13 protein-coding genes are annotated in these 26,640 nt (G+C 70.2%); 8 read left to right on the plus strand and 5 right to left on the minus strand.

Features of this window, described 5'->3' with window-relative positions; translation table 11 throughout:
- Positions 1 to 218 precede the first annotated feature (218 nt).
- On the minus strand, positions 219 to 1,658 hold the full coding sequence (gene gndA / locus ACFW48_RS28835) for an NADP-dependent phosphogluconate dehydrogenase (protein WP_386319467.1): 1,440 nt from the start codon (positions 1,656 to 1,658) through the stop codon (positions 219 to 221).
- Positions 1,659 to 1,996: 338 nt separating this feature from the next.
- On the opposite strand from gndA, the gene ACFW48_RS28840 reads away from it, so the two are divergent.
- Entirely contained in the window at positions 1,997 to 3,256 is a 1,260-nt protein-coding gene (locus ACFW48_RS28840) for a transglycosylase family protein (RefSeq protein WP_386319469.1), read from the plus strand.
- Here the strand turns inward: ACFW48_RS28840 and ACFW48_RS28845 are convergent.
- On the minus strand, positions 3,246 to 4,427 hold the full coding sequence (locus ACFW48_RS28845; protein WP_386319472.1) for a DMT family transporter: 1,182 nt from the start codon (positions 4,425 to 4,427) through the stop codon (positions 3,246 to 3,248). The two genes, ACFW48_RS28840 and ACFW48_RS28845, sit on opposite strands and share 11 nt — an antisense overlap.
- Positions 4,428 to 4,655: 228 nt before the next feature.
- On the opposite strand from ACFW48_RS28845, the gene ACFW48_RS28850 reads away from it, so the two are divergent.
- From ACFW48_RS28850 to ACFW48_RS28880, 7 genes are all read left to right on the plus strand, one after another.
- Entirely contained in the window at positions 4,656 to 5,438 is a 783-nt protein-coding gene (locus ACFW48_RS28850) for a (2Fe-2S)-binding protein (RefSeq protein ID WP_386319475.1), read from the plus strand.
- Between the two features lie 38 nt (positions 5,439 to 5,476).
- Complete coding sequence (glgA, locus tag ACFW48_RS28855) at positions 5,477 to 6,676, plus strand: glycogen synthase (RefSeq protein WP_386319783.1); 1,200 nt, start codon at positions 5,477 to 5,479, stop codon at positions 6,674 to 6,676.
- Positions 6,677 to 6,769: 93 nt separating this feature from the next.
- Positions 6,770 to 7,990, plus strand: coding sequence for a glucose-1-phosphate adenylyltransferase (gene glgC / locus ACFW48_RS28860; RefSeq protein ID WP_386319477.1), 1,221 nt, complete (start codon positions 6,770 to 6,772; stop codon positions 7,988 to 7,990).
- A 177-nt stretch (positions 7,991 to 8,167) separates the two neighbouring features.
- The gene (locus ACFW48_RS28865; RefSeq protein ID WP_386319479.1) at positions 8,168 to 10,780 is read left to right on the plus strand and encodes a PA14 domain-containing protein; all 2,613 of its coding nucleotides are present in this window, start codon (positions 8,168 to 8,170) and stop codon (positions 10,778 to 10,780) included.
- Between the two features lie 60 nt (positions 10,781 to 10,840).
- Complete coding sequence (locus ACFW48_RS28870) at positions 10,841 to 13,159, plus strand: GH92 family glycosyl hydrolase (RefSeq protein ID WP_386319482.1); 2,319 nt, start codon at positions 10,841 to 10,843, stop codon at positions 13,157 to 13,159.
- A gap of 155 nt (positions 13,160 to 13,314) precedes the next feature.
- Positions 13,315 to 14,655 (plus strand): wax ester/triacylglycerol synthase family O-acyltransferase, encoded by a 1,341-nt coding sequence (locus ACFW48_RS28875; protein ID WP_386319485.1) that lies wholly within the window; start codon positions 13,315 to 13,317, stop codon positions 14,653 to 14,655.
- 104 nt (positions 14,656 to 14,759) lie between these two features.
- Positions 14,760 to 16,304, plus strand: coding sequence for an SDR family NAD(P)-dependent oxidoreductase (locus ACFW48_RS28880; RefSeq protein ID WP_386319487.1), 1,545 nt, complete (start codon positions 14,760 to 14,762; stop codon positions 16,302 to 16,304).
- Positions 16,305 to 16,412: 108 nt separating this feature from the next.
- Here ACFW48_RS28880 and ACFW48_RS28885 read toward each other — a convergent pair whose 3' ends face one another.
- From ACFW48_RS28885 to ACFW48_RS28895, 3 genes are all read right to left on the minus strand, one after another.
- Positions 16,413 to 16,568, minus strand: a complete 156-nt coding sequence (locus tag ACFW48_RS28885; RefSeq protein ID WP_386319490.1) for a hypothetical protein — start codon at positions 16,566 to 16,568, stop codon at positions 16,413 to 16,415.
- 285 nt (positions 16,569 to 16,853) lie between these two features.
- Positions 16,854 to 17,441, minus strand: a complete 588-nt coding sequence (locus ACFW48_RS28890) for an SUKH-4 family immunity protein (RefSeq protein WP_386319493.1) — start codon at positions 17,439 to 17,441, stop codon at positions 16,854 to 16,856.
- A 29-nt stretch (positions 17,442 to 17,470) separates the two neighbouring features.
- Entirely contained in the window at positions 17,471 to 26,572 is a 9,102-nt protein-coding gene (locus tag ACFW48_RS28895; protein ID WP_386319496.1) for a DNRLRE domain-containing protein, read from the minus strand.
- Positions 26,573 to 26,640 lie beyond the last annotated feature (68 nt).

Here is a 26,640-nt window from a genome sequence, read left to right on the forward strand (position 1 = left end):
TCGCCGATCCCGCCGGGACCGGAGCCGGTGCCCAACCCGGAGCCGGGCCCACCGCTCACCTGAGCCACCGGCAACGCCCGCAGACACGGAGGGCGCTGCGGTCGGTGGGTGGCGGGCGGTGAAGGCGGCGGTGGCGGCGGAGGTGCCGGGTGGCGACCGCACCGGCGGTCGCCCGCCGCCCCCGCCCCCTCCCACTACGCGCTACGCACTACGTACGACTACGCGGTGACCTCCGACCGGTCCCCGCCCCACAGCGTGTGGAACGCACCGTCCCGGTCGGTCCGCCGGTACGTGTGCGCCCCGAAGAAGTCCCGCTGCCCCTGCGTCAGCGCGGCCGGCAGTCGTTCCGCGCGCAGGGCGTCGTAGTAGGCGAGGGCCGCGGCGAAGCCGGGCGTCGGCACGCCCTGCCGGGTCGCGGCGACCAGGACCTCGCGCCAGTCGTCCTGCGCGTCGGCGATCTCCTGCGCGAACGTCTCGTCCGACAGCAGGCTCGGCAGATCCGCCCGGGCGTCGTAGGCGGCGCGAATGCGGTCCAGGAAGGCCGCGCGGATGATGCAGCCGCCGCGCCAGATCGCGGAGACCGCGCCCAGGTCGATGTCCCAGCCGTACTCCTCGCTGCCCGCCGCGATCTCGTGGAAGCCCTGCGTGTACGACACGATCTTCGACGCGTACAGCGCCTGCTCCACCCGGTCGGCGAAGGCAGCCGCCTCCGCCTCGCCCAGCGGCGACGCCTCGGGGCCGGCCAGGTCGCGCGACGCGTCCCGCAGCCCCGCGTGCCCGGACAGGGAACGGGCGAAGACGGCCTCCGCGATGCCGGACACCGGCACGCCCAGGTCCAGCGCGATCTGCACCGTCCAGCGGCCCGTGCCCTTCTGCTCCGCCTGGTCGACCACCACGTCGACGAACGGCTTGCCCGTCGCCGCGTCCACGTGCGACAGCACCTCGGCGGTGATCTCGATGAGGTACGAGTCCAGGCGACCGGTGTTCCAGGTGCGGAAGATGTCGGCGATCTGCGCGGGGGAGTACCCGGCGACATCGCGCAGCAGCTGGTACGCCTCGCCGATCAGCTGCATGTCGGCGTACTCGATGCCGTTGTGGACCATCTTCACGAAGTGCCCGGCGCCGTCGGGGCCGACGTGCGTCACGCAGGGCGCCCCGTCCGCCGCCTTCGCGGAGATCTTCTCCAGCATCGGGCCGAGCGAGTCGTACGACTCCTTCGAGCCGCCCGGCATGATGCTCGGGCCGTTCAGTGCTCCCTCCTCGCCGCCCGAGATGCCGGTGCCGACGAAGTGGATGCCCCGCTCGCGCAGTTCGCGTTCCCGGCGCCTGCTGTCCGCGAAGTGGGCGTTGCCCCCGTCGATGATCATGTCGCCGGGCTCCAGCAGCGGGGCGAACTCCTGGATCACCGCATCGGTCGGGTCACCGGCCTTCACCATGATCACCAGGCGCCGGGGCCGCTCCAGCGCCGCCACGAACTCCTTGGCGGTCTCGGTCGCGACGAAGTCGCCCTCGCTCCCGAACTCCTCCACCAGCGCGTGCGTGCGGGACGCGGTCCGGTTGTGCACCGCGACCGTGTAGCCGTTGCGGGCGAAGTTGCGGGCGAGGTTGCGGCCCATGACCGCGAGACCCGTGACGCCGATCTGCGCTGTAGTGCTCATTGGGTTGGCTCCTAGTGATGTCTGTCTGCGGTGCCCAGTGTCCGTCGTGCCGTCGTGCCGTCGTGCCGTCGTGCCGTGGTGCTGTCGTGCCCGCCAGTATTGCCGGTCCGTCCGCTCGACCATCCTGACGTGCCGGTACTCGGGTCGCACTTTCTGGTCCGGCGGACTCCAGTACGGACGGGATGGGCCCGCTGCCTCAGCGGGCGGACGTCGCATCCGGCCAACGGCAGCCCGTTCTCGGCCACTTGGCGTGACCAACCGGCCGATTGCCGTCTTGTCATGGCCTGTTAGCGGCGCTTACTTTTGCCACTCCTGACGCAATGTCGAGGGGGACCTCCATGGCCGTACGCGGCCGGCACCGCCGGTATCAGCCGAACAGGATCAACCGCGCCTCACTGACCGTGACCGCGGGTGGCGCGGGACTGGCGCTCCCGCTCATCGGTACCGGCACTGCGCAGGCGGCCGACGTGGAGACCTGGGACAAGGTCGCCGCCTGCGAGTCCACCAACGACTGGGACATCAACACCGGCAACGGCTACTACGGCGGGTTGCAGTTCACCCAGTCCACCTGGGAGGCGTTCGGCGGCACCGAGTACGCCCCGCGTGCGGATCTGGCCACCAAGGACCAGCAGATCGCCATCGCCGAGAAGGTGCTCGACGGGCAGGGCCCCGGCGCCTGGCCGGTGTGCTCGCAGCGCGCGGGACTGGCCCGGGACGGCGACGCCCCGGACATCCGCCCGGCCGGGGCCGCGGGGACCGGGAAGAGTCCGGAACGGACCGCCAAGAAGTCCACTGAGAGGTCCGCCGGGAAGTCCGACTCGGTGAAGGACGTCCAGCCCCAGACCACCCCGCAGTCCCGGGCCGGCAAGGCCAGGATGTACACGGTGGTCACCGGCGACACCCTGTCCGGCATCGCCGACACCCAGCAGGTCCGGGGCGGCTGGCGGGGGCTGTACGACGCCAACCGCGACGCGATCGGAACGGACCCCGACCTGATCCTGCCGGGCCAGCGCCTGGCAGTGCGCGGCGAGGCGACGGCGACCAAGCCGCAGCAGGAGCAGAAGCAGAAGCAGAAGCAGCCGAAGAAGTCGGCCCCGGACGGTGGCAAGGAGAAGCAGGGCGGGCAGGGCAAGAAGGAGAAGGCGGACCGGCCGGGCAAGGCGGCTAGCAAGGCCGACAAGGCCACCACCCGCCAAGGCGTCGTCGCGCCCGTCGACGCCTCCACCGGCACGCCGTACCACCAGGCGGGCTCTTCCTGGTCGAAGGGCTATCACACCGGCGTCGACTTCCCCGTCCCCACCGGCACCTCGGTCAAGTCGGTCGCGGAGGGCCGGGTCGTCAGCGCGGGCTGGGGTGGCTCCTACGGGTACGAGGTGGTCGTACGGCACAGCGACGGCCGGTACTCCCAGTACGCGCACCTCTCGGCGATCTCGGTGAAGGACGGTCAGCCGGTGGGCGCCGGCCAGCGCATCGGCCGGTCGGGCTCCACCGGCAACAGCACGGGCCCGCATCTGCACTTCGAGGTGCGGACGGGGCCCGGCTTCGGTTCCGACGTCGACCCGGTGGCGTATCTGCGGGCCGGCGGCGTCAGGATCTGATCCGCACCCGTTTCCGGCTGAGACCGGGCGGCGGGACGAACGGACCGCCGTAGAAGGGGCCGTAGGAGAGCGGCGTGTCGTCGCTCTCCGCCGGTTCCCGGTCCCTGTACCCGTCCTCGTACCTCTCCTCGGCGGGGACGGTGTCGGGGGCCGCCGGTGACACCGGGGAGGGCAGGAAGACCTTGTCGGGCAGCGGGACGACCCGCGTCTCGCATCCGTCCCGGGCCTCCGGGGCCTCCGGGGTCTCCGGGGTCTCCGGAATCGGCGTGCCCTCGACCGGCACCGCCGCGGACCCGGCGGACTCGGTCGCCGCCGGAACGGCCACGACCTCCTCGGCTGACTCCCGCGCGATCCGCTCCGTCGTCAGCAGGATCAGTCCGCCCGCGGCCACCACACCGCAGCTCAGGGCCAGCACGGTGCCCGTCGTCCCGTAGCGGAAGGTTTCGCCGAACATCGTGATGCCGACCACCGCGGCCACCACCGGGTTCACGACCGTCAGCGTGGCCAGCGGGGCCGCGAGACCGGCGCCCCGGTAGGAGGCCTGCGACAGCAGCATGCCCGCCGTGGCGAGCACACCGATCACGGTGAGGGACGGCAGGTCGGCCGCCGACATCCCGCCGGCCCAGTCGACCGCCACCGTCTTGGTGAAGACCGAGGACATACCGAAGGCTATGCCGGACGCGGTCGCCAGCAGGATGCTGCGGACCGCCGGGTGCCGGTGCGCGGCGCGGCCGGCGATCATCAGCGCCACGACCACACCGCCGGTGACGACGGCCGCCCCGACCCGCTGCCCCGTGTCCAGCGACTGCGCGTCGGACGCGCCGACCAGGGACAGCAGGCCCGCGAGACCGACCGTCGCCATCAGCGCGCCCCGCCATGCCGTCGCGCCGGCCTTGCGGCCCACGAACAGCGCCGCCATGGGCAGGGCGAACACGATGGTGAGCGCACCCAGCGGCTGCACCAGGCTCAGCGGGCCGAGGGCGAGTGCCACGACGTGCAGCAGGCCGCCGAGGCCGTTGAGACCGACCGCCGCCCACCAGCCGGGCCGGCGCAGTGGAGCGTACTGAGCACCCGGAGAGGACGCCGCCACCCGCTCCTGCACGATCGCTCCGCCCGCGTACGCGACGGCGGAGACGAGCGACAGCAGCACGGACAACGCGAGGGCGCTCATCGGCTGCTCCTCTGCGTGGGGCGGGGGCCCTGGGCCCGGCGCGGCGAACGGTCGTCATCCATGGACAACACGATGCCGTCTCAGGGTCTTCCCGTCGTCGTCCCTGAGCACTCATTGGGTCCTACTGCCGATGGAGTATGACGGCGGTGCCGTCCTCCCCAGGGTGGGCGACTCGAGGACCGGACCCCTGACTCAGGCCCCTTAAGGGCCTTGATACTACTGCTCTCCGTGGACCTCGACCCCGGCCTCGACGCACTCCGTCCGCTCGGCGGCTTCTTCGTCCTGCGCGCCTGCCGGCCGTCGCCGCCCCGGCCGCTCCCCACCCTCGCACACGCCTACGCACCGGTATACGGAGGTGCGACGCCGGACGTTCACGTACCGGCTCGGGAGGACCCGCTCGCCTTCCGCGTCCGGAAGGTCGCCGCCGCACTCCGCGCCCCCGAGATCCGCGTCGCCGCATCCGTGGCCCACCAGGGGCTGGCCGCCCGCCTGTGGTCGGTGACGCTCGGATGCGCCGTCCTCTACGGCGGCGTCCCCGACCTCGCTCCGCGGCTGCTGCGCTGGGACCCCGGCGCCACCGCCCCCGACGACCTGTGGCTCCCCGGGGTGGAGCCTCTGGCCGGCGACGCCGGCACGATCGCGGAGGTCGTGCTCGACGGCCACCTGGTACCACTGACGGCGGCCCTGCACGCGCGGTACCGCGTCGCGACCGGTCTGCTGTGGGGCAACGCGGCCTCCGCGCTGGCGGGCGCCGCCCGGGAACTGGACCGCTGGTCCCGGCGCCACGGCCGGGCCGACGACGCCGCCCACGCCCGCTCGCTCACCGCCGCCCTGATGGCCCACCCCCTGCTGGCCGGGACCGGCACCCTCACCGGTAACGGCTTCCGGCGGCGCAGTTGCTGTCTGTACTACCGGGTGCCCGGCGCGGGTGTCTGCGGCGACTGCTGCTTCTCCCACCCTCCTCGTTCCCCACAGCCCCGGCGCTCTTCCCCAGGCGCCCCGTCTGGGTGACCATGAGGGGACCAGCCGCCGAGCACGGGAGGTTCCGGGTGCGTGTGGGACTGCTGACCCGGGAGTACCCGCCGGACGTGTACGGCGGCGCGGGCGTCCACGTCGAGTTCCTCGCCCGGGAACTCGCCCGCCTCGTCGACCTGGACGTGCACTGCTGGGGCGAGGGCCGCGCCGACGGCGTGCTGCGCCACCGGCCCTGGCCCGCGCTCGACGGCGCCAACGACGCGCTGCGCACCTTCTCCGTGGACCTCGCCATGGCCGCCGCCCTCGAAGGGCGCGAACTGGTCCACTCCCACACCTGGTACGCGGGTCTCGGCGGCCACCTCGCCAAGCTGCTGCACGGCGTCCCGCACGTGGTGACCGCCCACTCCCTGGAGCCCCTGCGCCCCTGGAAGGCCGAGCAACTCGGTGGCGGTTACGCCCTGTCCGGCTGGGCCGAGCGCACCGCGGTCGAGGCCGCCGACGCGGTGATAGCCGTGTCCGGCGCCATGCGCGAGGACATCCTCGGCTGCTACCCGGCGCTGGACCCCTCCAGGGTCCACGTCGTGCACAACGGCATCGACACCACCCTCTACCGGCCCGACCCCGGCACCGACGCGCTGGACCGGATCGGCCTGGACCGCTCCCGCCCGTACGTCCTGTTCGTCGGCCGCATCACCCGCCAGAAGGGCGTGCCCCACCTGCTGCGCGCCGTACGGGACATCGACCCCGCCGCGCAGGTCGTGCTGTGCGCCGGCGCCCCGGACACCTCCGAGATCGACCAGGAGTTCCGCGACCTCTTCGCCGAGCTGAGCCGCGCCCGCGAGGGCGTGCACTGGATCCCGCGCATGCTGCCGCGCCCGGAAGTGATCCAGTTGCTGACCCACGCCGCGGTCTTCGTCTGCCCCTCGGTGTACGAGCCCCTCGGCATCGTCAACCTGGAGGCGATGGCCTGCGGTACGCCCGTGGTCGCCTCCCGGGTCGGCGGCATCCCCGAGGTCGTGGCGCACGGCGCGACGGGGGTACTCGTCCCCAAGGGCGACAACGGGGGCGACAACGGTGACGGCACCGGTGACGGCCGGCGGGACGACGACTTCGAGGCGGGGCTCGCCCAGGCACTGGACTCCGTCCTCGGCGATCCGGAGACCGCCCGGCGGATGGGCGAGGCGGGCCGGAAGCGCGCGGTGGAGGAGTTCGGCTGGGACGCGGTCGCCCGCCGCACCGTCCGGCTCTACGAGGAGATCCTCAAGCAGGCGTAGTACGAGGAGCCCCTCGAGCAGACTTGGGCCAAGCAGACTTAGGCCGCCCCGCCCCGGGACGGCCGAGGGTGAGCGAGGGTGAGGGGAGCGGCCATGCGTCGTGGAGGTCCTTCGGTGCTCGGGATCGTGCTGGCGGGCGGAGAGGGCAAACGCCTGATGCCCCTGACCGCGGACCGCGCCAAACCCGCGGTCACCTTCGGCGGCACGTACCGGCTGGTCGACTTCGTGCTGTCCAACCTGGTCAACGGCGACATCCTGCGGATCTGCGTCCTCACCCAGTACAAGTCGCACTCCCTGGACCGCCACATCACCACCACCTGGCGGATGTCCAGCCTGCTCGGCAACTACGTCACCCCCGTCCCCGCCCAGCAGCGCCTGGGCCCGCGCTGGTACCTGGGCAGCGCCGACGCGATCCTCCAGTCCCTGAACCTCGTGCACGACGAACGGCCCGAGTACGTCGCGGTCTTCGGCGCCGACCACGTGTACCGGATGGACCCGCGCCAGATGCTCACCCAGCACATCGAGTCCGGCGCGGGCGTGACCGTGGCGGGGATACGGGTCCCGCGCGCCGAGTCGCCGTCCTTCGGTGTGATCACCCCGGGCTCCGACGGCCAGGCCGTCACCGGCTTCCTGGAGAAGCCCGCCGACCCGCCCGGACTGGCCGACGACCCCGAGTGCGTCTTCGCCTCGATGGGCAACTACGTCTTCACCACCAAGGCCCTTATCGAGGCCCTGCACCGCGACGCCGAGGACGAGAACTCCGTGCACGACATGGGCGGCTCGATCCTGCCCCGGCTCACCGACCGGGGCGAGGCCGCGCTGTACGACTTCAGCGCCAACCACGTGCCGGGGGAGACCACCCGGGACCAGGGCTACTGGCGGGACGTCGGCACCCTCGACGCCTACTACGACGCCCACATGGACCTGATCGCCGAGCGGCCCGCGTTCAACCTCTACAACCGGGACTGGCCGATCTACACCCACTCCACCCAGCTCTCGCCCGCCCGTTTCAACGCCGGGGGCATAGCCAGCGAGTCGATCATCAGCGCGGGCTGCCTGATCCGCGGGCAGGTCACCCGGTCGGTGCTCTCGCCGGGCGTGGTGGTCGACCCGGGAGCGGTGGTGCAGGGCTCGGTGCTGCACGACAACGTGCACATCGGCCGGGGCGCGGTCGTGCGCGGGGCGGTGCTGGACAAGAACGTCGACGTGCCGCCGGGCGCGACGATCGGCGTCAACCCGGAGCGGGACGCCGAGCTGTACAGCGTCTCCAAGGGCGGCGTGATCGCCCTGGGCAAGGGGCAGCGGGTGCCGTGACGGGCGGGTGACGGCCCCGGGGCGAGGGATGCGCCCGGGGCCGTTGTCATGTCCCTGGACGCCAAGCGGAATCCGTGTTGTCATGCCTCTGCAGCTCTGCTGTACATCGATGTATGACATCGATGTCCTGAGCCATCAGGCACCACCCGTTTCCACCCGTTCTCGAGGAGAGGGTCAGTGCGCACCAAACGACTCAGAGACCGACTGGCATTACTGCTCGCCGCCGCGCTCGGCGTCGCCACACTCGCCGCCGTGCCGAACGCGAGCGCGGCCGACGAAGACGCCGCGGAGATCCACGGTCTGAAGGGCGAGTACTACACCCAGTCCGCCCCCGGCGCCTTCGACTTCCACGAACTCAAGGCCACCGGCTTCGATCCGCAGGTCGACTTCAACACCCTGGAGCCGCGGCTGAACTTCGCCACCGGACAGTCGGACGACGTCAGCGTCCGCTGGACCGGCAAGCTGGTGCCGGAGAAGACCGGCGCCCACACCTTCTCGATCACTGGCGACAACGGCTTCCGCCTCTGGATCGGCGGAGAACTGGCCATCGACCACTGGGTCGACGACTGGGACCGCGAACAGACCTCCCAGCCGTTGGAACTGACGGCTGGTCAGGCCTACGACGTCAAGCTCGAGTACTTCGAGCACTACGGAGGCTCCAACCTCCACCTGCGCTGGACCGAGCCCGGCGGCAGCAAGGAGCCGGTGCCGCAGTCGGCGTTCCGCCTGCCCGACGGCTTCGACTACGACGGCGCGACGGCGACCACCGTCCAGGCCACCGGCCGCACCCTCAAGCTCGACTTCCCGAGCCCTCTCGCCGCGGCCCCCGCCGGCCTCACCGACCACCTCGAAGCGGTGATCGGCGGCGCCAAGTGGCCCCTGGGCGAGGCCAAGGTCGACCCCGCCGACCCCACCGCCCTCCTCGTCGCCCTCGACCAGCCCGTCGTCGGCAACAAGAACGGCGACGCACCCGGCACCGCCGACGTCCGTTACGACGGGGACGGCGGCCTCGCCGACACCGAAGGCAACGTTGTCAAGTCCTTCTGGAGCAGCGGCGGCAACGAGTCCACATACGAGCTGCGCACCGACTGGGCCGAAGAGGTCGGCCCGGACAACGCCCACCCGGAGTACCCGCGCCCGCAGTTGACGCGGGACGCCTGGCGCAACCTCAACGGCCGCTGGCAGTTCGCCGCCGCCGAGGCGGGCGAGCAGCCGCCGGTCGGCAAGAACCTCAAGGAGCGCATCCTCGTCCCGTACCCGGTGGAGTCCCAGCTCTCCGGCATCCAGCGGCACGAGGACCGCATGTGGTACCGCCGGACCTTCACCGTGCCCCGCGACTGGCACATCGGCTCGGGCCGGCGGCTGAAGCTCAACTTCGGCGCCGTCGACTGGCAGTCCGAGGTGTACGTCAACGGCACCAAGGTCGCCGACCACAAGGGCGGGTACGACAAGTTCAGCGCCGACGTCACCGACGCGCTGAAGCCGGGCCGCACCCAGGAGCTGATCGTCGGGGTCTACGACCCGACCGACGCGCGGGGCGGCGAGAACCCACCGGTCGGCAAGCAGAGCCTGGACCCGAGCGGCATCTGGTACACGCCCAGCTCCGGCATCTGGCAGACGGTCTGGATGGAGCCGGTCGCCCGGGACCACGTCGACTCGCTGAAGCTGACCCCGAACGTCCGGGCGGGCACGCTGACCGTCGAGCCGAAGGGCGTGCGCGACGGCGTACGGATCAGGGCGACTGCCTACGAGGGCCACCGCAGGGTCGCCACGGTGAGCGGCCGCACCGGCGAACCGCTGACCCTGAAGATCCACGACCCGCGCCTGTGGTCGCCCGACGACCCCTTCCTCTACGACCTGAAGGTCACCGTCGGGCACGACCGCGTCGAGAGCTACTTCGGGATGCGCTCGATCGCCGTCGAGAAGGTGAACGGCGTTCCGCGCACCGTCCTCAACGGCGAACCGGTCTTCATGATGGCCACCCTCGACCAGGGCTTCTGGCCGGACGGCCTGCACACCGCGCCCACCGACGAGGCCCTCGCGCACGACCTGAAGCTGCACAAGCAGCTCGGCTTCAACTCCGTGCGCAAACACATCAAGGTCGAGCCGGACCGCTGGTTCTACTGGGCCGACAAGCTGGGCCTGATGGTGTGGCAGGACATGCCCTCCATGACCCCGGGGGTGAATCCGAACGCCGCGTCCCGGGCCGAGTTCGAGCGCGAGATGAAGGAGATGATCGACGAACACGTCAGCCACCCGTCGATCATCATGTGGGTCACCTTCAACGAGGGCTGGGGCCAGTACGACATCAAGCGCGTCGCCGAGCAGGCCAAGGCCTGGGACCCGACCCGCCTCGTCAACAACCAGTCGGGCCTGAACCTCGGGGCCGACGGCGGCGCCGGCGACATCATGGACGAGCACGGCTACCCGAGTCCCGCCCTGCCGCCCTCCCCGGACGGCGAACGCGCCCTGGTCACCGGCGAGTACGGCGGCCTCGGTCTCGCGGTGCCCGGACACGCCTGGTCGGTGCAGCAGTCGTACGTCGACGTCGACCCGCAGACGTACACCGACGACTACCTCACCAAGCTCGACGAGGTGCGTGCCCTGGTCTGCCGGGGCAGCAACGGCGCGGTCTACACCCAGATCTCGGACGTCGAGGGCGAGCTGAACGGCCTGACGACCTACGACCGCAAGGTCCTCAAGCCGGACGTCGAGCGGGTGAAGGCCGCCCACGAGGCCCTGATCCACGACGCGTCCCAGCCCACCCCCGCGGGATGCCCGACCGCCTGACACCGGGCGAGCGGCACAGCACACCACGGAGAACCGCAGCCCTTCCGGAGGTCACCGCACATGAGAGGCACCCGGCGTCTGCGCCTGTGCGTGGCCGGGGTGGTGGCAGCGTCCGCGCTGTTCACCGCCCCGGCGGCGCAGGCCGCACAGCCGACCGACCAGCACCTCACCGACCTGGTGAACCCGTTCATCGGGACGGAGAACGAGGGCAACACCTACCCTGGCGCGGCCGTGCCCTTCGGCATGGTGCAGTTCTCGCCGGACACCGGGCACAACACCGGCTACGACCACTCCGACACCCGCGTCCGCGGCTTCTCCCTGGTCCATCTCTCCGGCGTCGGCTGCGGCCTCGGCGGCGACCTGCCGGTGCTGCCGACCACCGGCGACGTCACGGAGACCGACTACGCGAAGTACGCCGCCTCCTTCGGCCACGACGACGAGGAGGCGAGCCCCGGCTACTACCGGGTCGGTCTCGACTCCGGCATCGACGCGGAACTGACCGCCACCGAGCGCACCGGAGTGCAGCGCTACACCTTCCCGGCCACCGGCAAGGCCAACGTCCTGCTCAACGCGGGTCAGTCGCTGCACCGGAACGTCTCGGCCGAGGTCGAGGTGCTGGACAGCCGCACCGTGCGCACCACCATCACCGGCCGCGGCTTCTGCCAGGACACCGAGCCCTACACCGTCCACACGATCACCCGCTTCGACCGGCCCTTCGCCTCGCACGGCACCTGGGACGGCGGCACGGTGACCGCGGGCGCGAAGACGGGCGGCGGCGGCGCCTACGTCCGCTTCGACACGTCGAAGGACCGCACCGTCGAGGCGACCACCGCCCTGTCCTACGTGGACGCGCGCGGCGCCGCGCTCAACCTCCGCGCGGAGGGCGGCCGTTCCTTCGACGCCGTGCGCCACGAGGCGCGGCGCACATGGGAGAACCGGCTCGACGACGTCCGCGTCCGGGGCGGCGACGACACCCTGCGCCGCACCTTCTACTCGTCCCTGTACCGGTCCTTCCTCGCGCCCAACATCGGCAGCGACGTCGACGGCCGCTACACGGGCTGGGACCGCAGGATCCACCGGGCCAAGGGCTTCACGTACTACCAGAACTGGTCCCTGTGGGACACCTACCGGACCCAGTCCCAGCTGCTCTCCCTGCTCGCGCCCCGTGAGGCGCGGGACATGGCGATCTCCGTCATCAAGATCGACGAGGAGAGCGGCTGGCTGCCCAAGTGGGGCTACGGCACGGTCGAGACCAACATCATGACCGGCGACCCGGTCACCCCCTTCCTCACCAACGCCTACCAGCAGGGCCTGCTGCACGGCTGGGAGGAGCGGGCCTACCGGGCACTGAAGAAGAACGCCGACGGCGTCCCGCCCGCCGACTCGCCGGCCGTCGGCCGGGAGGCCAACCGCGAGTACCTCGCCGACGGCTTCGCCCCGTACGTCGAGGGCCGCCCGCACGCCAAGCCCGGTGACTCCGACTACGACCACGGGGCCTCCGCCACCCTGGAGTACGCCCTGTCCGACGCCATGCTCTCCCGCATGGCGCGCGACCTCGGCCACGACGCCGACGCCGATCGGTACGCCGAGCGGGCCCAGAGCTACCGGAACGTCTTCGACCACTCGACCGGCTTCTTCCGTGCCCGCGACGCCTCCGGCGCCTTCACGGGTCCGGCCGATCCGGCGCAGAGCGAGGGCTTCCACGAGGGCACGTCGTGGCAGTACCAGTGGCTGGTGCCGCAGGACCTGCCCGGCATGATCGACCTCATCGGCGGCACGCGGGCCGCGAACGACCGGCTCGACTCCTTCTTCGCCTACGACCAGCTGCTCGGGGACCCGGCGAAGACGGCCCGCGAGGTGTGGGTCAACGGGCCGTACGACTACTACAACGCCGACAAGTACAACCCGCAGAACGAACCCGACCTCATCGCCCCGTACACCTACCTGTCGACCGGGCAGCCCTGGAAGACGACCGACGTCGTGCACGCGGCGCTCACCCTGTTCACGGACACGCCGACCGGCATGACCGGCAACGACGACCTCGAGACCATGTCCGCCTGGAACGTGCTGTCCTCGATCGGGATCTTCCCGATCCAGCCCGGCCACGACACCTGGGGCCTGTCCACCCCGGTCTTCGACCGCGTCGACCTCACCCTGGACCGCCGGTACCACCCGCGTGGCGCCCTGACCATCACGGCGCCCGGCACCTCGGACACCGACCGCTACGTCCAGTCCGCCCGCACGGACGGCACGGCGTACGACCGGACCCACCTGACGACCGACGCCCTGCGCTCCATCCGGTCGCTCCGGTTCACGGTCGGCCCGCACCCGTCCGGGTGGGGGACGTCACCGCAGGCGGCGCCACCTCCGCTGACCTGAGCACAGACGCCCCATGAGTCCCTGGAGTCCTGCCCCTGCCGCCGGGGGCGGGACTTTAATCTGCTGTTAACTGTGCGTAGCTTGATCGTACTTGACCGTAATCGGCGGAGGACGATTGACTGCTTGTCCACCCGTCGTCCTTGCGAGGCAAGCCCTTGACTTCCGATCCGCTCGCTCCTCTCGACCTGGCGTTCTGGAACATCGAGTCCGCCGAGCACCCCATGCACCTCGGCGCACTCGGGGTCTTCACGGCCCACTCGCCCACCGCGGGCGCCCACGCGGCGGACCTGCTCGCCGCCCGCGCCCCCGCGGTGCCCGGACTGCGGATGCGGATCCGGGACACCTGGCAGCCGCCGCTCGCCCTGCGCCGGCCGTTCTCGTTCGGCGGCGCGACCCGTGAGCCCGACCCCGCCTTCGACCCGCTCGACCACGTCCGGCTGCACGCCCCGACGGCGGACTTCCACGCCCGGGCGGGCCGCCTCATGGGCCGCCCGCTGGTGCGCGGCAGGCCGCCGTGGGAGGCCCATGTGCTGCCGGGCGCGGACGGCGGCTCCTTCGCCGTGCTGTTCAAGTTCCACCACGCCCTCGCCGACGGCCTGCGGGCCCTGGCCCTCGCCGCGGGGATCCTCGACCCGATGGACCTCCCCGCACCCCGGCGCCGGCCCGAGGGGCCCCCGCGAGGGCTTCTCCCGGACGTGCGCGAACTGCCGGGGAAGCTGCGCGGGGCCCTGTCCGACGCGGGCCGCGCCCTCGACATCGGTGCCGCCGCGGCCCTGTCCACCCTCGACGTGCGTTCCTCGGCCGCGCTCACCGCCGAATCCTCCGGCACCCGCCGCACCGCGGGCGTGGCCGTCGACCTCGACGACGTGCACCGCGTGCGCAAGACCGTCGGCGGCACCGTCAACGACGTGCTGATCGCGGTCGTCGCCGGCGCCCTGCGCCGGTGGCTGGACGAGCGCGGCGACGGCAGCGAGGGTGTCGCCCCCCGCGCCCTGATCCCCGTCTCCAAGCGCCGTCCGCGCACCGCCCACCCGCAGGGCAACCGGCTCTCCGGTTACCTGATACGGCTTCCGGTCGGCGACCCCGACCCGCTGTCCCGTCTCGGCACGGTCCGCGCCGCCATGGACCGCAACAAGGACGCGGGGCCCGGCCGGGGCGCCGGTGCCGTCGCGCTGCTCGCCGACCACGTGCCCGCGCTCGGCCACCGGCTCGGCGGGCCGCTGGTCGGGCAGGCCGCCCGGCTCTGGTTCGACATCCTGGTCACCAGCGTGCCCCTGCCCAGCCTCGGCCTGCGGCTCGGCGGCCACCCGCTCACCGAGGTCTACCCGCTGGCGCCGCTGGCCCGCGGCCACTCCCTGGCGGTGGCCGTCTCGACGTACCGCGGACAGGTCCACTACGGCCTGGTCGCCGACGCGAAGGCGGTGCCGGACCTCGACCGGTTCGCCCTGGCCCTGGCGGAGGAGGTGGAGACATTGCTCACCGCCTGCGGTCCCTGAGACGAACGGGTTTGGCGCCGTGCCCCGGCGCTGAATAAAATCCGCTGTTCGAAAGCGGACGCGTCTCGGAGCGCCGCGACGGTGACCAGGGAACGGCAGCGGCGATGACGGTGACACAGGACGGTTCGGCGACCACGGACGAGGTGGTGCACGAGTCCGGAGACGAGGCGGCGGCGTACCCGTCCGGTGACGAGGCGGCGTACGGCCCCGGTATCGACCCGGAGCGGCTCGCCGTCTGCCTGAGCGTGCTGGAGGAACTCGACGGGATCGACCTCGACCACCCGGACGCGATCCGGGTCCGCCGGGCCACCTCGCACATCTACCGCATGGTCAAGCAGCGCCGCCGCCAGGAGCGCCGGGCCGCCAAGACCGCCCACGACAAGGCGGTGACCGAGGCCACCGCCACCGGTTCCGCCGAGCGCATCGACGACGAGACCGAAGGCATCCTGCCCTCCTCCCGCACCGAGGAGGGCAGCATCGCGGGAATACTCCAGCGCCCCCGCTCCTGCTACATCTGCAAGCAGCGGTACGTCGAGGTCGACTACTTCTACCACCAGCTCTGCCAGAGCTGCGCCGCCGAGAACCGGGCCCGCCGCGACGCCCGCGCCGACCTCACCGGCAAGCGGGCGCTGCTCACCGGCGGCCGCGCCAAGATCGGCATGTACATCGCGCTCAGGCTGCTGCGGGACGGCGCGCACACCACGATCACGACCCGCTTCCCCAAGGACGCCATCCGCCGCTTCAAGGCCATGGACGACTCCGCGGACTGGATCCACCGCCTGGAGGTCGTCGGCATCGACCTGCGCGACCCCGCCCAGGCCGTGGCCCTGGCCGACCAGGTCACCGAGCGGGGCCCGCTCGACATCCTGATCAACAACGCCACCCAGACCGTGCGCCGCCTGCCCTCCGCGTACGCCGCGCTCGTCGAGGGCGAGAGCGCCCCGTTGCCCGCCGGTGAACTGCCGCCCCACCACGTCATCGGCGCCTTCAACTCCGGCGCGGTGGACGGCCTGGCCGCGCTGCCCGTCGGTGCCACGGGGCTCGACGCGCAGAAGGTGGCCGACCTCGCGCTGGTCGCCGGCAACGCCAGTGTGGTCCGGCACCGCGAGGGCACCGCCATCGACGCGGGCGGCCTGGTCCCCGACGTCGTCGACACCAACACCTGGGTCCAGACCATCGAACAGATCTCCCCGGTGGAACTGCTCGAGACCCAGCTGTGCAACTACACGTCGCCGTTCATCCTCATCAGCGCGCTGCGGCCGGCGATGGCCGAGGCCGCGCGCAAGGCGCCCGCGGGGCGCGCCTACGTCGTCAACGTCTCGGCGATGGAGGGCGTGTTCGCCCGCGGCTACAAGGGCGCGGGCCACCCCAACACCAACGCGGCCAAGGCCGCGATGAACATGGTGACGCGGACCAGTGCCCAGGAGATGTTCGACACCGACGGCATCCTGATGACCTCGGTCGACACCGGCTGGATCACCGACGAGCGGCCCCACTACGACAAGCTGCGGCTGGCCGAGGCCGGATTCCACGCCCCGCTCGACCTGGTCGACGGCGCCGCCCGCGTCTACGACCCGATCGTGCGCGGCGAGGCGGGCGAGGACCTGTACGGCGTCTTCCTCAAGGACTACGCACCCGGCAAGTGGTGACCGGCCCCGCCGGGCGGACGGCGGCAGGACGCGTCGAGTGTCAACGGTGGTAATTACTGACTTCGGCTCGGCAGGGTGATTTTCCGCGAAGGTCGGGCTGCGCGTGGGTCACGGGGTGTATCTCATGGTCTTGTTGGCGGCCGTCGTAGGCTGCGACGCGGTGCCGTTGTCGGATGCTCCGCGCACCCGCACGTCACCCTCCGCCGACAGCGTGGTGCCGACCGCGTCCATCGCCCCGGACGAGCCGGCGGCGGGCGCCTGCACGGACCAACTCCTCATCGAGAAGGTGACGGTGAAACTGGAACGACCGCTCGGCGACCGGGGTCCTGCTCGACGCCTTTACGGGGCGGCCGGTGCCGTTCGGGGCACCGTTCGAGAGGCCCCGGGCTGGAGCTGAACCGATTCCCGATGCCAAGGCGCGGCCGGATCGCCTACCGCGTGCCGGTCCCGGGCAGCCCGCGCCCGGCTCACGCCGTACGGAAAAGGGGGCCCTGCCCGGACAGTCCCGGGCAGGGCCCCCTCATCACTCACCGACGCCGGTCGGACGGATCAGATGGCGTCGAGTTCCACCTCCTCGTAGACCCGGTCCCACCAGGTGTCCATGACGAACGCCGGCGGATCGAGTGCCTTGAGGCGGTCCCTGATCTCCAGACCGAAGGCGACTCGGGCTGCCTCCGCCGGATCCTCGTCGGACTCCGGATCGTCGTCTTCGAGGTCGTCGAAGTCGTCGACGTGTTCACACCGGTGATCCCACGCGGCGAGCGCGTCCAGGAACGCGATCAGCGAGGAGTTCACGAACCGGGGCTCCGGCAGCGAAGGATCGAGCAGCAGCACCCGCCCCTCCTCGTCCAGCGCGTACTCCGGCACGTGGAACCCGGGTGTCACCTGGGCATCGTGCTGGCCCAGGCGCCAGTACCGCTTGCCGGTCTTGTCGAGGACGTCCGTGAAGGGCGCCCCACGCGTGCTCGGGTAGAACATCGCGGCTTCCCGCGGCAGCCCGAACTCCTCGGCGACGGCCAGCGCTTGACGCACGGGCTCCGGCCAGTCGGCCGCTGCCGCGAGGGCACCGGCGTCGAGTTCGAGCACACCCTCCTCCTGCCACGAGGAGGTGTTCAGCCACTGAGGTGTGTACCCCACCAGACGATCCCTTCGAGACGGTTGCCCGCTCACATCTGCCCCCGCCGGATCTTCGTCAACATGCGCTTGAGCTCGTTGATTCCGGCGCTGCGACCGGCCTTCGGGCCGGTCCCCTGACCGTGCGGGTAGTCGATGCTCCAAGATACCTTGTTGCCTCCGAAGGTGGACCTGAGCCAGTTGTCGCACCCGTTGTAGTCGCAGGGCGCGAGTTCGGTGTAGACCCGGCTCACGTTCTCCGGCTGGATGCCCGGGTGCTTCTTCTGGAGCTCCGCCCACGCGCGCTGCTCGGCATGGCCGGCGCCGTTCGACTTCTTGCCGCCCTTGCTGATGGCGGCGATGGTGTCGACCTTGTCGCCGATCTTGTACTCGATCACGGCGACGTTGCGGCCGCCCTTGGTGTACTTGTTGTTCTTGCGGTACTCGATCGCCTTCTTGCTGAGGTCGTCCTCGCCGTACTTGACCTTGGTGCCGCACTGGTTGTGGACGAGAAGGTCGATCGAGCCGGCCGACACGAAGTACGAGTGGACGCCTTCGACCGTGAGGTTGTAGACGCGCTCCGTACGGTGCGCCGTGTCGACCGCGGTGACCTGGACCCATGTGCCTGCGGAAGTCTGCAGCCACATACCGGACTTGAGGTCCGAGGCCGGCACCCACTTGCCGAAGTCCGGCAGCCAGAACAGGTGCGCGTCCGTGGACGTGACCTTGCCCGGCTTCGCCTTGCCGTTCTTCCCGTCGGGGTCGACGGTCAGGGTGACCAGGTGCTTGTCGCCCTTGTTGTCACGGGTGTCCGTGACGAAGCGGACGCCGGTCTCACCGGTCTCCACGTCGGTCGCGAGCACCCGGTCACCGAGCTCCAGGTCCTCGATGTCACGCGTCGACCCGTCCGCCATCACGACCTCGGTACCGGCGACGAAGCTCTGCGGCTTCGCCGACGGGACCGGGCAGCTGCCCGGGCTGTTGTCCGCGTTGTCGGCCTTGTTCGCCGTCTTGCCCGCGTCGCCGGCGGTGTCCGCCGCCTCCGCGCCCTTCTTGACGTCGTTCGCGGAGTCGGCGGCGTCGATCCCCTTCTTCGCGTACTTGCCCGCCTTGACCGCGCTCGCGGCGTAGCCGGCCAGCGGGATGGCCGAGGCCATCGACAGTGCGGCGTCGGCGTAGTTGCCCTCGGCCGCGTACCAGATGCCGTTGGCGACGTCGGCGACCTCGCCAACCACCGGGACCATGCCGACCACGTCGAGCGCGGCGTGTCCGATGTCGGACAGCGACATGCCGAACAGGTGCCCGTCGAGCTCGACGAAGCTGATCGGGTTGCCGCCCGCGAAGGCGTAGCGGTTGCCGGTGAACGGGTCGGTGGCCAGGGCCATGTCGCTCAGGGCGCCGCCGTACGAGTCCCGGGTGAGGAAGCGGTTGAGCCCCGGGTCGTAGTTGCGGAAGCCCATGTCGTACGTGCCCGAAGCGCCGTCCCAGCGCGAGGAGTTGAAGCGGAAGGAGTTGTAGTCGTCCTTCTGCTCGCCCCCGGCGGCCGGCTTGTCCTCACCGGTCATCTGGGACTCGTCGTTGGAACCGTAGGCCGTGTAGCCGTACGTGGAGCGGGTCTTGCCGTCCTCCTTCGTGATCGCCTCGACGTCGCCGCGCGGGCTCGTGACGTACTGCGAGACCTCCTTGGCGCCGTCGTCCTTGTGCTTGATCTGCGTGGCGCGCTGACCGCCGGCCAGGTACTGGTAGTCCTTGTCCGTCTTGCCGTCGGCCGTCTCCCTCAGGAGGGTGTTGTCGAGGCCGAGATAGGTGAACGCCGTCGTCTTGCCGTGCTCGCCGGAGGTGGTCTGGGAGACCGTCCGGTCGAACGGGTCGAAGACGAAGCTGGTGGTCACCGCGGACGCGCCGACGCCCGAGCGGGTCTTCACCGTCCGGTCGAAGCCGTCGTAGTAGTGCTTCTCGACGGTGTTGCCGGCGGTGCTGACGGTGTCGAGCCGTCCGAGCGGGTCGTAGTTGTAGGTGGACGTGACCCCGCCGGACGAGGCGGAGAGCAGCCGGTTGCGGTCGTAGCGCTGTGTGGTGGTCTGGCCGCCGACGGTCTGCTCGACGATGTTGCTGTTGCGGTCGTACGCGTAGGTCTCCGTGGCCGGCTTGTCGCCGGTCTTGTCGACCTTGGTGAGGCGGTCCTGCGGGTCGTAGCCGAAGGTGTACGTGTTGTTGATGTAGGCCGCGTTGTCGTCGGCGTTCATCAGCTTCAGCACGTCCTTGGAGCGGTGCCCGTTGAGGGAGTACTCCAGGTCGTGCTGCGCCACCACGGCACCGCTCGACGTCTTCTCGAGCGACTGCTCGACCGAGCCGTCGAGGTAGTACCGCAGGTCGAGGGTGTTGCCGTTGGGCTTGGTCTGCTTGAGCAGCTGACCGCGCCCGGTGTAGGTCATCGTGGTGATCTGCTGATTGCCCGCGGTGGCGGAATCGGCGTTGGTCACCTTCTTGACCAGGTCGCGCTCGTCGTACTCGATCTTCGACCAGGTGAGGTCGTGCGTCGACGTGAGCGGGTTGCCGTTCTCGTCGTAGGTCAGCGCGGTGGTGTTCTTCACCGCGGTGCCCGCGAGCTCCTCGACCTTGGTGATCTGGTCGAGACCGTCGTACGCGATCTTGTACGTGTCGATCTTCGCGCCCGGCGAGAGGTCCTTGACCTCGACCTTGTTGCCGTTGGCGTTGTACTTGTAGGTGAAGGACTTCTTCTCGTTGTCCGTGTCGCCGGCCGTGGAGCGGACCAGCTTCACGGAGTCCGCGAGGACCGTGCCGTTGGCCGCGTCGGTGACGGTGACCTTCTGCGGGCCGTCCTCGACGAACGCGTAACTGCCGAGCGAGATCCATTCACCGGCGCGCTGTGTCTGGTCGACGGTCTTGGTGACGCTGCCACCGTCGTGGTCGACCTTGAACTGCGTGTTGGTGGCCGCGCCGGTCATCTTCGGATGCCGGACGAAGACCTCGTAGCTGCCGTTCTGCGGGATGTTCAGCTGCCAGGAGAACGATGCGCTTCCGTCACCCGCCGGGTGCGAGAAGGTGTCGTATCCGGACTGCTGCTCGGCCTGGGTGCGGGCCCAGGTCCCCTGCTGAGCGGTGTTGTTGAAGTCCGAGCTGTCCACCAGGACGACGTGCTGTCCGACCGGGACGCCGTCGTCCGAGCGGGACTTCTCGTTGCCCGACGGGTAGAAGTCCCAGAGCATGGTGCGCTTCTGGGAACCGCCCGCGGACGTCAGCACGTTCTTGGTCTGCTGACCCAGCTCGTTGTAGTCGTAGGACGTGGAGATGTCCCACGGGTCCGTGCTGGACTCCGTCCACCCGTTGTCGAAGTACGTGTACGAGGTGACGTTGCGGACCGACTGCCCCTGCGAGGGCGGAGCGGAGACCGAGGAGAGGTTTCCGATCTCGTCGTAGGAGTAGAACGTCGAGTCGGGTGTCGCATAGCGCGCGTCGTCCTTGTCGAACGGCGAGCGCTCCTCCTTGACCCGGTTCAGCTCGTCGTAGACGGTCTCCGCGGTGAAGTCGGTGGCGTCGTCCGAGGTGGCGACACCGCGCGGCGTGATCGTCTTCGTCTTGTTGCCGACCTGGTCGTACTCGTACCGGGTCGTGCGGTGGCTGATGGTGCCGGAACCGTCCTTCTTGAACGGCACCTTGGACTCGACCAGGGCGCCGCGCTCGTCGTACGTGGCGAGCGACTCGTTGCCCTCCGCGTCCGTCTGCGAGATCTGCAGACCGTCCTTGTCGTAACGGACGGACGTCGCCCACTCCAGCGCGTCGGTCGTGCGGGTCACGCGGTGGTTGAGGTCGTAGGCGTAGCGGGTGGTGTAGTCGTCGGGGTCGGCGGTCGCGTTCTTGCGCGCGTCGACGACCTCTACCATGTTGCCGACGTTGTCGTACTCGACCGTGGCCTTGTTGCCCTCGGCGTCCGCCATCTCGACGGCCTGGTAGATCGAGTCGTACGTGGTCGTCGTGGTGTGGTCGCCGACGGTCGCGGTCAGGTTGCCCTGCGGCGCCGTCTCGGTGAGGACGTTGCCGACCTTGTCGTACGTGGTGGTCGTGCGCCGCGGCGGGTCGCCCGCCTCGTCACTCGGCACGACGGCCTCGACGACCTGGTCGGCCTTGTCGTAGACGGAGCTCGTGACCGAACCGTTGGGCGCGATGACCTTGGTCAGGTTGTCGTTGGCGTCGTATTCCGGCGCCTTCGTGACCACGAACCGGCCCTGGGACTGCTTGACCGGTTCCTTCTTCTCGAGCGGCCGGCCGAAGGCGTCGTAGGTCTGGGTGACCTCGGCGCCCTTGGCGTTGGTGGCCTTGGTGACCTTGCCTCGGGCGTCGTACACGTAGTACGAGGGGTGGTCCTGGGCGTCGAGGATCGTCTCCGGGTAACCGACCGGGGCGTACGCCTTGTACTCGGTGTCGTGCCCGTTGGCGTCGATCTCCTTGATGACCTGGCCGTACGCGTCGTACTCGGTGCGCGCGGTGTAGTCGCCGACGGCCGCCGAGGCCACACCCTTCGGGTCGGTGACCGAGGTCAGGTTGCCCTTGGTGTCGTAGCCGAAGCGGTGGGTGCGGCCCTCGGCCGACTTCTTCTCGAAGAGGTCGGCGATATGGCCGTCCAGACCGTACGCGTAGGTGAAGGTCCGGGCGGCGGTGCCGTTCTTGTTGGCCTCGGCGTCCTTCTCCGACAGCGGATAGCCGGTCTTGTGGTCGTACTCCCAGGTGGTGACGGCGCCATTGGCCTCTTCGAGGCGCGTGACGTTGTTGTCCGTGTCCCAGCCGAGCTTCGTCGTCTCCGACTTGGCGTTGGTGATGACGTTGGGCCGGCCGTATCCGTCGATCTGCTGGACCGTGGCGTTGCCCTCGGCGTCCGTCACCTTCGTGTGGATGAAGGAGCCGGAGGTGCCGTCCGGATCGGTGTACGCGTACCCGGTCGTTCCGCCGAGGCGGTCCGTCAGCGTCTGCGTGTTCCAGTGGAACTTCGGGTCGTCACCCTCGCTCGGGTAGTAGTAGTCGAGCGAGGTGCTGTTGCCGCGCGGGTCGGTGACCTTGACCAGCTTGGCGTTCTTGTTGCCCTGCTCCATGTCGTACGTGAAGCCGAACACCTTCGGCTGGGACGAGCCCGCGCCGTCGGTGAGCTTGGTGAGCAGGCCCTGGTCGGAGTACTCGAAGGCGACCTTGCGCCCGGAGATGTCCGTCATCGACTTGACGTGATCGATGATCTTGGGGCTGTTGGTGTCGGCCTTCGTGTAGTACTCGACCGAGAGCGACTGCCGCCGCGCCGGGTCCTCGATGTACGTGAGGAACTTGACGGGCTTGTTGTTCGACTTGCGCTCGGCGTACGTATACGTCTGCGTGTTGCCGTTCTTGTCGACGATCGACGTCAGATAGCCGTCGCAGTCGAAGAAGAACTGGGTACGGTCGGGCCTGGTCAGCGACCAGGCACGCGGGTCACCGTCCGAGCTCGGCTTGCAGTCCACGCCCGCGCCCTGCCGCAGCAGGTAGTGCACGCCCGCGGGCGCACGCCAACTGCCGTCGTCCTGCTTGCGGAAGACGTGCGCGGTGCCGTCGCCGTCGGGGAGGGTGACCTCCGTCGGGTTCGGGTTCGGGTGGAAGTCCATCGCCGCGCCGAGCCTGAGCGGCATCGCGAGCTGCGCCGACCAGCCGTGGCCGAGCACCGTGTCGGAGGTGTCCTGCGAGTTGTACGCGAACCGGGCGAAGGTGGCGATGCCGCGGCCCGGGTTGGAGAACGCGTTGTACTGCCAGACCGTGTTGCCCGCGTACAGGTTCGTCATCAGCGACGAGCCCGCGCCGGTGTTCTTGCCCGCGTACGAGTAGAACTTCTCCAGACCCAGCTGGTTGGAGGTCGGGTCCTCGGTGCGCACGTTCTGGGCGAGCGGCGGGATGCTCTCGGTCGCTGACAGCCACGTGTTGTTCGCGGTGTTCTTCAGGTCCCACTTCAGGACGTACTCGAGGCGCTTGTTGCCCGAGTCCGAGTTGATCGGTGCCTTCAGCTTGGCCGGGACGGTGATCGAGTCGCCGGGAAGAACCTCGGTGGCGAGCTGGGTCGCCAGCTGGTTGCCGCCGGTGGTGGCGTCCGTGCCGTCGGGCAGCGACCAGGTGTACGACAGGGAGTGCTGCCCCGCCGGCCAGGTGCTTGTCGTGGTGTTGGTGAGGGTGACGTCGACCGTGTACTCGTCGCCGGGGATCATCCGCGCCGGGGTGTACGGCGAGAAGTACGTGTTCTCCGTCGACTTGGACAGGTAGGTCACCACCAGCTGCGGCCGCAACTGGGGCTCCTCGGCCTCCGAGGACAGGAACATGGTGCGTTCCTGCGGCCCGGCGGCCGACTCGTCCTTGAGGCGGACGGCGACTCCGTGGTTGCTCGCCGGGTCCGCGACCCACTTCTGGGCCAGGGAGGTCAGCGACCAGCTCTGGCGCGCCGGGTCGTTGGTGACGGTGGAGACCGTGTCGGAGACGGCGGCGTCCATGTCACCGCCCGCCGCGCTCCAGTCGGTGGTGGCGTTCGCCTTGGTCCAGCTGGCGGCGGCCTCGTCGAAGTCGCGGGTCAGGCCGCGTGCTTCGTAGATCGCGCCGTTCGTCCCGGTGGTGGTCGTGAACCCCCACAGGTCGAGCTGCGCGTCGAGTACCCGCGCGCCCGCCGGGATGGCTTCGGTGCCGGGGAAGTCGAGCAGGGCCCGAGTGGTCCCGTAGGTACCGGAGTTGTTGCCGACCGAGAGCCACGACCGCTGCTGACCGGACTCGGAGATCGTGTCGTGTCCGGTGGCGGGCTGCGCGGAGGACAGCGTGGTGTCGCTCTGGCCGCTCTGCAGGATCACCGTGGTCCGGCCGGCCTTGGGGAGCCGTACGAGCTGGGTGGTGGACGGCAGCACGCGGCCGTCCCTCAGCTTGACCGCGACCATGTAGTAGTAGGCGTTGCCGAACGGGTCGGCGGAGTCCGCCGGTGTCGGTGTGGCCGTGGTGTCCGTGAAGGTCCGCAGGTCCTTGGCGACCGGCGAGACCATCGTCTGCCAGGACGGCGTGAAGCGCTGGAAGACGCTGCGGTGGACCTGGTACTCGACGATGTCGTCGCCGGTGTCGACGGCCGACGGGTCGGCGTACTCGGGCCAGGTCAGCTCGGCGCCCGTGGAGTGCACGGTGCGCGGCGGGTTCACGTCCACGCCTTGCGTGCCGTACGTGAGCACGAGCTTGGGGTAGTTGGCGATCTCGCCCTTGTACGCGTACTCGGCGGCCTCGTAGCGCGGGCCGCCCTTGGGCGCGGTGGCGGACTCATCGCCGGCCTTCACCACGAAGCCGTTGTTGGTGTACGTGCCGTCCAGCCACTGCTGGACGGTCTTGGTGACCGCGAAGCTGTGCCAGGTGTTGGTCACGTCCGGCCGCTTGGTGACCACACCGCCCTTGGTGAAGCGGACGGCGTCCGCAAGCACCGTGGTCGACGTGGAGGCGGGACCGTCACCGAGGACGACCTTGCCGGCCGTGCCCGCCTTGAACGGGTGCGAGCCGAGCGTCTTCCACTCGCCTTCGCTGCCCGCCTGCTGGTTGACGGTGTATGCCTTGCTGCCGCCGCTGTAGTTCACCGTGTACGGGGCGTTGGCGGCGCGGTCGAAGGCCGGGACGTAGTGCACGTCGACCTGGTAATTGCCGTCCTCGGGGAGGTTCGGCTGCCAGGAGTACGTGTCGCCCGCGGTGGCGTCCTTGTTGTACCGGTAGTCCTGACCCTTGGCGTACTGCGTGTACGCGGTGTTGGTCGAGGCGGGCCAGGCGCCCTGCGCGGCCGTGGTCCCCGCGTCCCCGTCGTCGACGAGGACGGAGGTGCCGGACAGTTCGCCGGTCAGGTCCTTGGCGTTGTTCCAGGTCGCACCAGACTCGGTCCACGGGCCGGTGGCGCGGTGCGCCTCCAGGGCCACTTCCTCGGCGCCGGTGGTGTGCGTCTGGTCGTAGTAGAGCTTGAGCTCGGCGTTGTCGACCTTGGTCCCCGCCGGGATCCCGGCCAGGCCGAAGCGCAGCAGGGCGCGGCTCGATCCGGTGGTGGTGTTGCCGACCGAAAGCCGCCAGCTGCCGTCGTAGTTGTCGGCCGGACCGTCCGAGGAGATCATGACGTCCTCGGACTGCGACGGGGTCGGCGCGATGGTGATGGTCGGATCGACCGTCACCGGGTACTGGCGCGCGTCGGCCGACAGCCACTTGGCGTCGGGCCGCAGGCTCACCTCGTACGAGCCGTCCTTGCCGGTCAGCTTCTGCTGTACGGCGTCGGAGGACTTCGTCCCGTACGGGGAGGAGGCGTCCTTCTTCGAGTCGGTCATGAACGGCGCGGGGATGACCAGTTCGGGCCGGCCGGGTCCGGCGCTCTCGCTGTAGAGCGCGATGCTGCCGTTGTCCTGCGCCTTGGCCTTGAGGCCGTGGGTGTCGAGCGTGAACTCGTAGACCGGAGCGGTGGCGGGCGGCTCGCGCAGGACGATGCCCTCCTTCACGCTGCCGTTGCCGACGGTGTACTGGAGGTCGGCGCCTTCACCGAAGGCGTTTTTGTACGTGACGGTGTTGCCGTCGGTGACCGGGGTCAGTTTCTTGGCGGCCGGGTCCTTGAGCCCCAGGGACACCCAGTGGCCCTCGTCGAGCTCGAAGCGCACCAGCTCACCGGGGCGTGAACTGAAGTACGTATGGGCCAGGTTGGTGGTGTTGGCCTTGTCGAAGCCCTTGCGGCCGGTGTCGGTGACCTCGCTGTCGATCGGCTTCCAGGCGCGCTCCTTGCCCTGACCCGTGGGGTATGCGTCGGGCACGGAGGAGACCTCGGACTGGATCCGTCCGTCGGACAGCTGCCAATAGCGGGCGTGCGGTGTACGCCGCTCCTTGAGCTCCTTGACGCGCTTGGGCTCGGCCGCGGCCTTGCCCTTGGGGAGGCGCTCGTTGGCGGCGACGTCGGTGTCGGGGAGGCTTGGCGGGTCCACCGGCTCCGCTTCGTCGTCGCCGACGCCGAGGAAGTTCTTGACGCCGGAGGCGAGCCGCTCGGTGTCCGGCGGCTGCGCGAACGCGGGTGTCGTGGGCGCGAGGGCGGAAGCAACCGCCAGCACCACTGTCGTGGCCAGGAGCCGTCTGGCTCTCGGTCTGTGCATCGGTTTCCCTTCGCGAAGGAACCAAGTACCAACTGCCGGTCGACAGTTGGCGGCGAGACCTTCTACAC

This window comes from Streptomyces sp. NPDC058812 (assembly GCF_042744565.1).
In the GTDB taxonomy this organism is placed as follows: Bacteria; Actinomycetota; Actinomycetes; order Streptomycetales; family Streptomycetaceae; genus Streptomyces; species Streptomyces thinghirensis.

Coding starts and splice junctions, on each gene's coding strand:
- gndA (WP_386319467.1), bottom strand. CDS start 1,658: ATGAGCACTACAGCGCAGATCGGCGTCACGGGTCTCGCGGTCATGGGC.
- ACFW48_RS28840 (WP_386319469.1), top strand. CDS start 1,997: ATGGCCGTACGCGGCCGGCACCGCCGGTATCAGCCGAACAGGATCAAC.
- ACFW48_RS28845 (WP_386319472.1), bottom strand. CDS start 4,427: ATGAGCGCCCTCGCGTTGTCCGTGCTGCTGTCGCTCGTCTCCGCCGTC.
- glgC (WP_386319477.1), top strand. CDS start 6,770: ATGCGTCGTGGAGGTCCTTCGGTGCTCGGGATCGTGCTGGCGGGCGGA.
- ACFW48_RS28870 (WP_386319482.1), top strand. CDS start 10,841: ATGAGAGGCACCCGGCGTCTGCGCCTGTGCGTGGCCGGGGTGGTGGCA.
- ACFW48_RS28880 (WP_386319487.1), top strand. CDS start 14,760: ATGACGGTGACACAGGACGGTTCGGCGACCACGGACGAGGTGGTGCAC.
- ACFW48_RS28895 (WP_386319496.1), bottom strand. CDS start 26,572: ATGCACAGACCGAGAGCCAGACGGCTCCTGGCCACGACAGTGGTGCTG.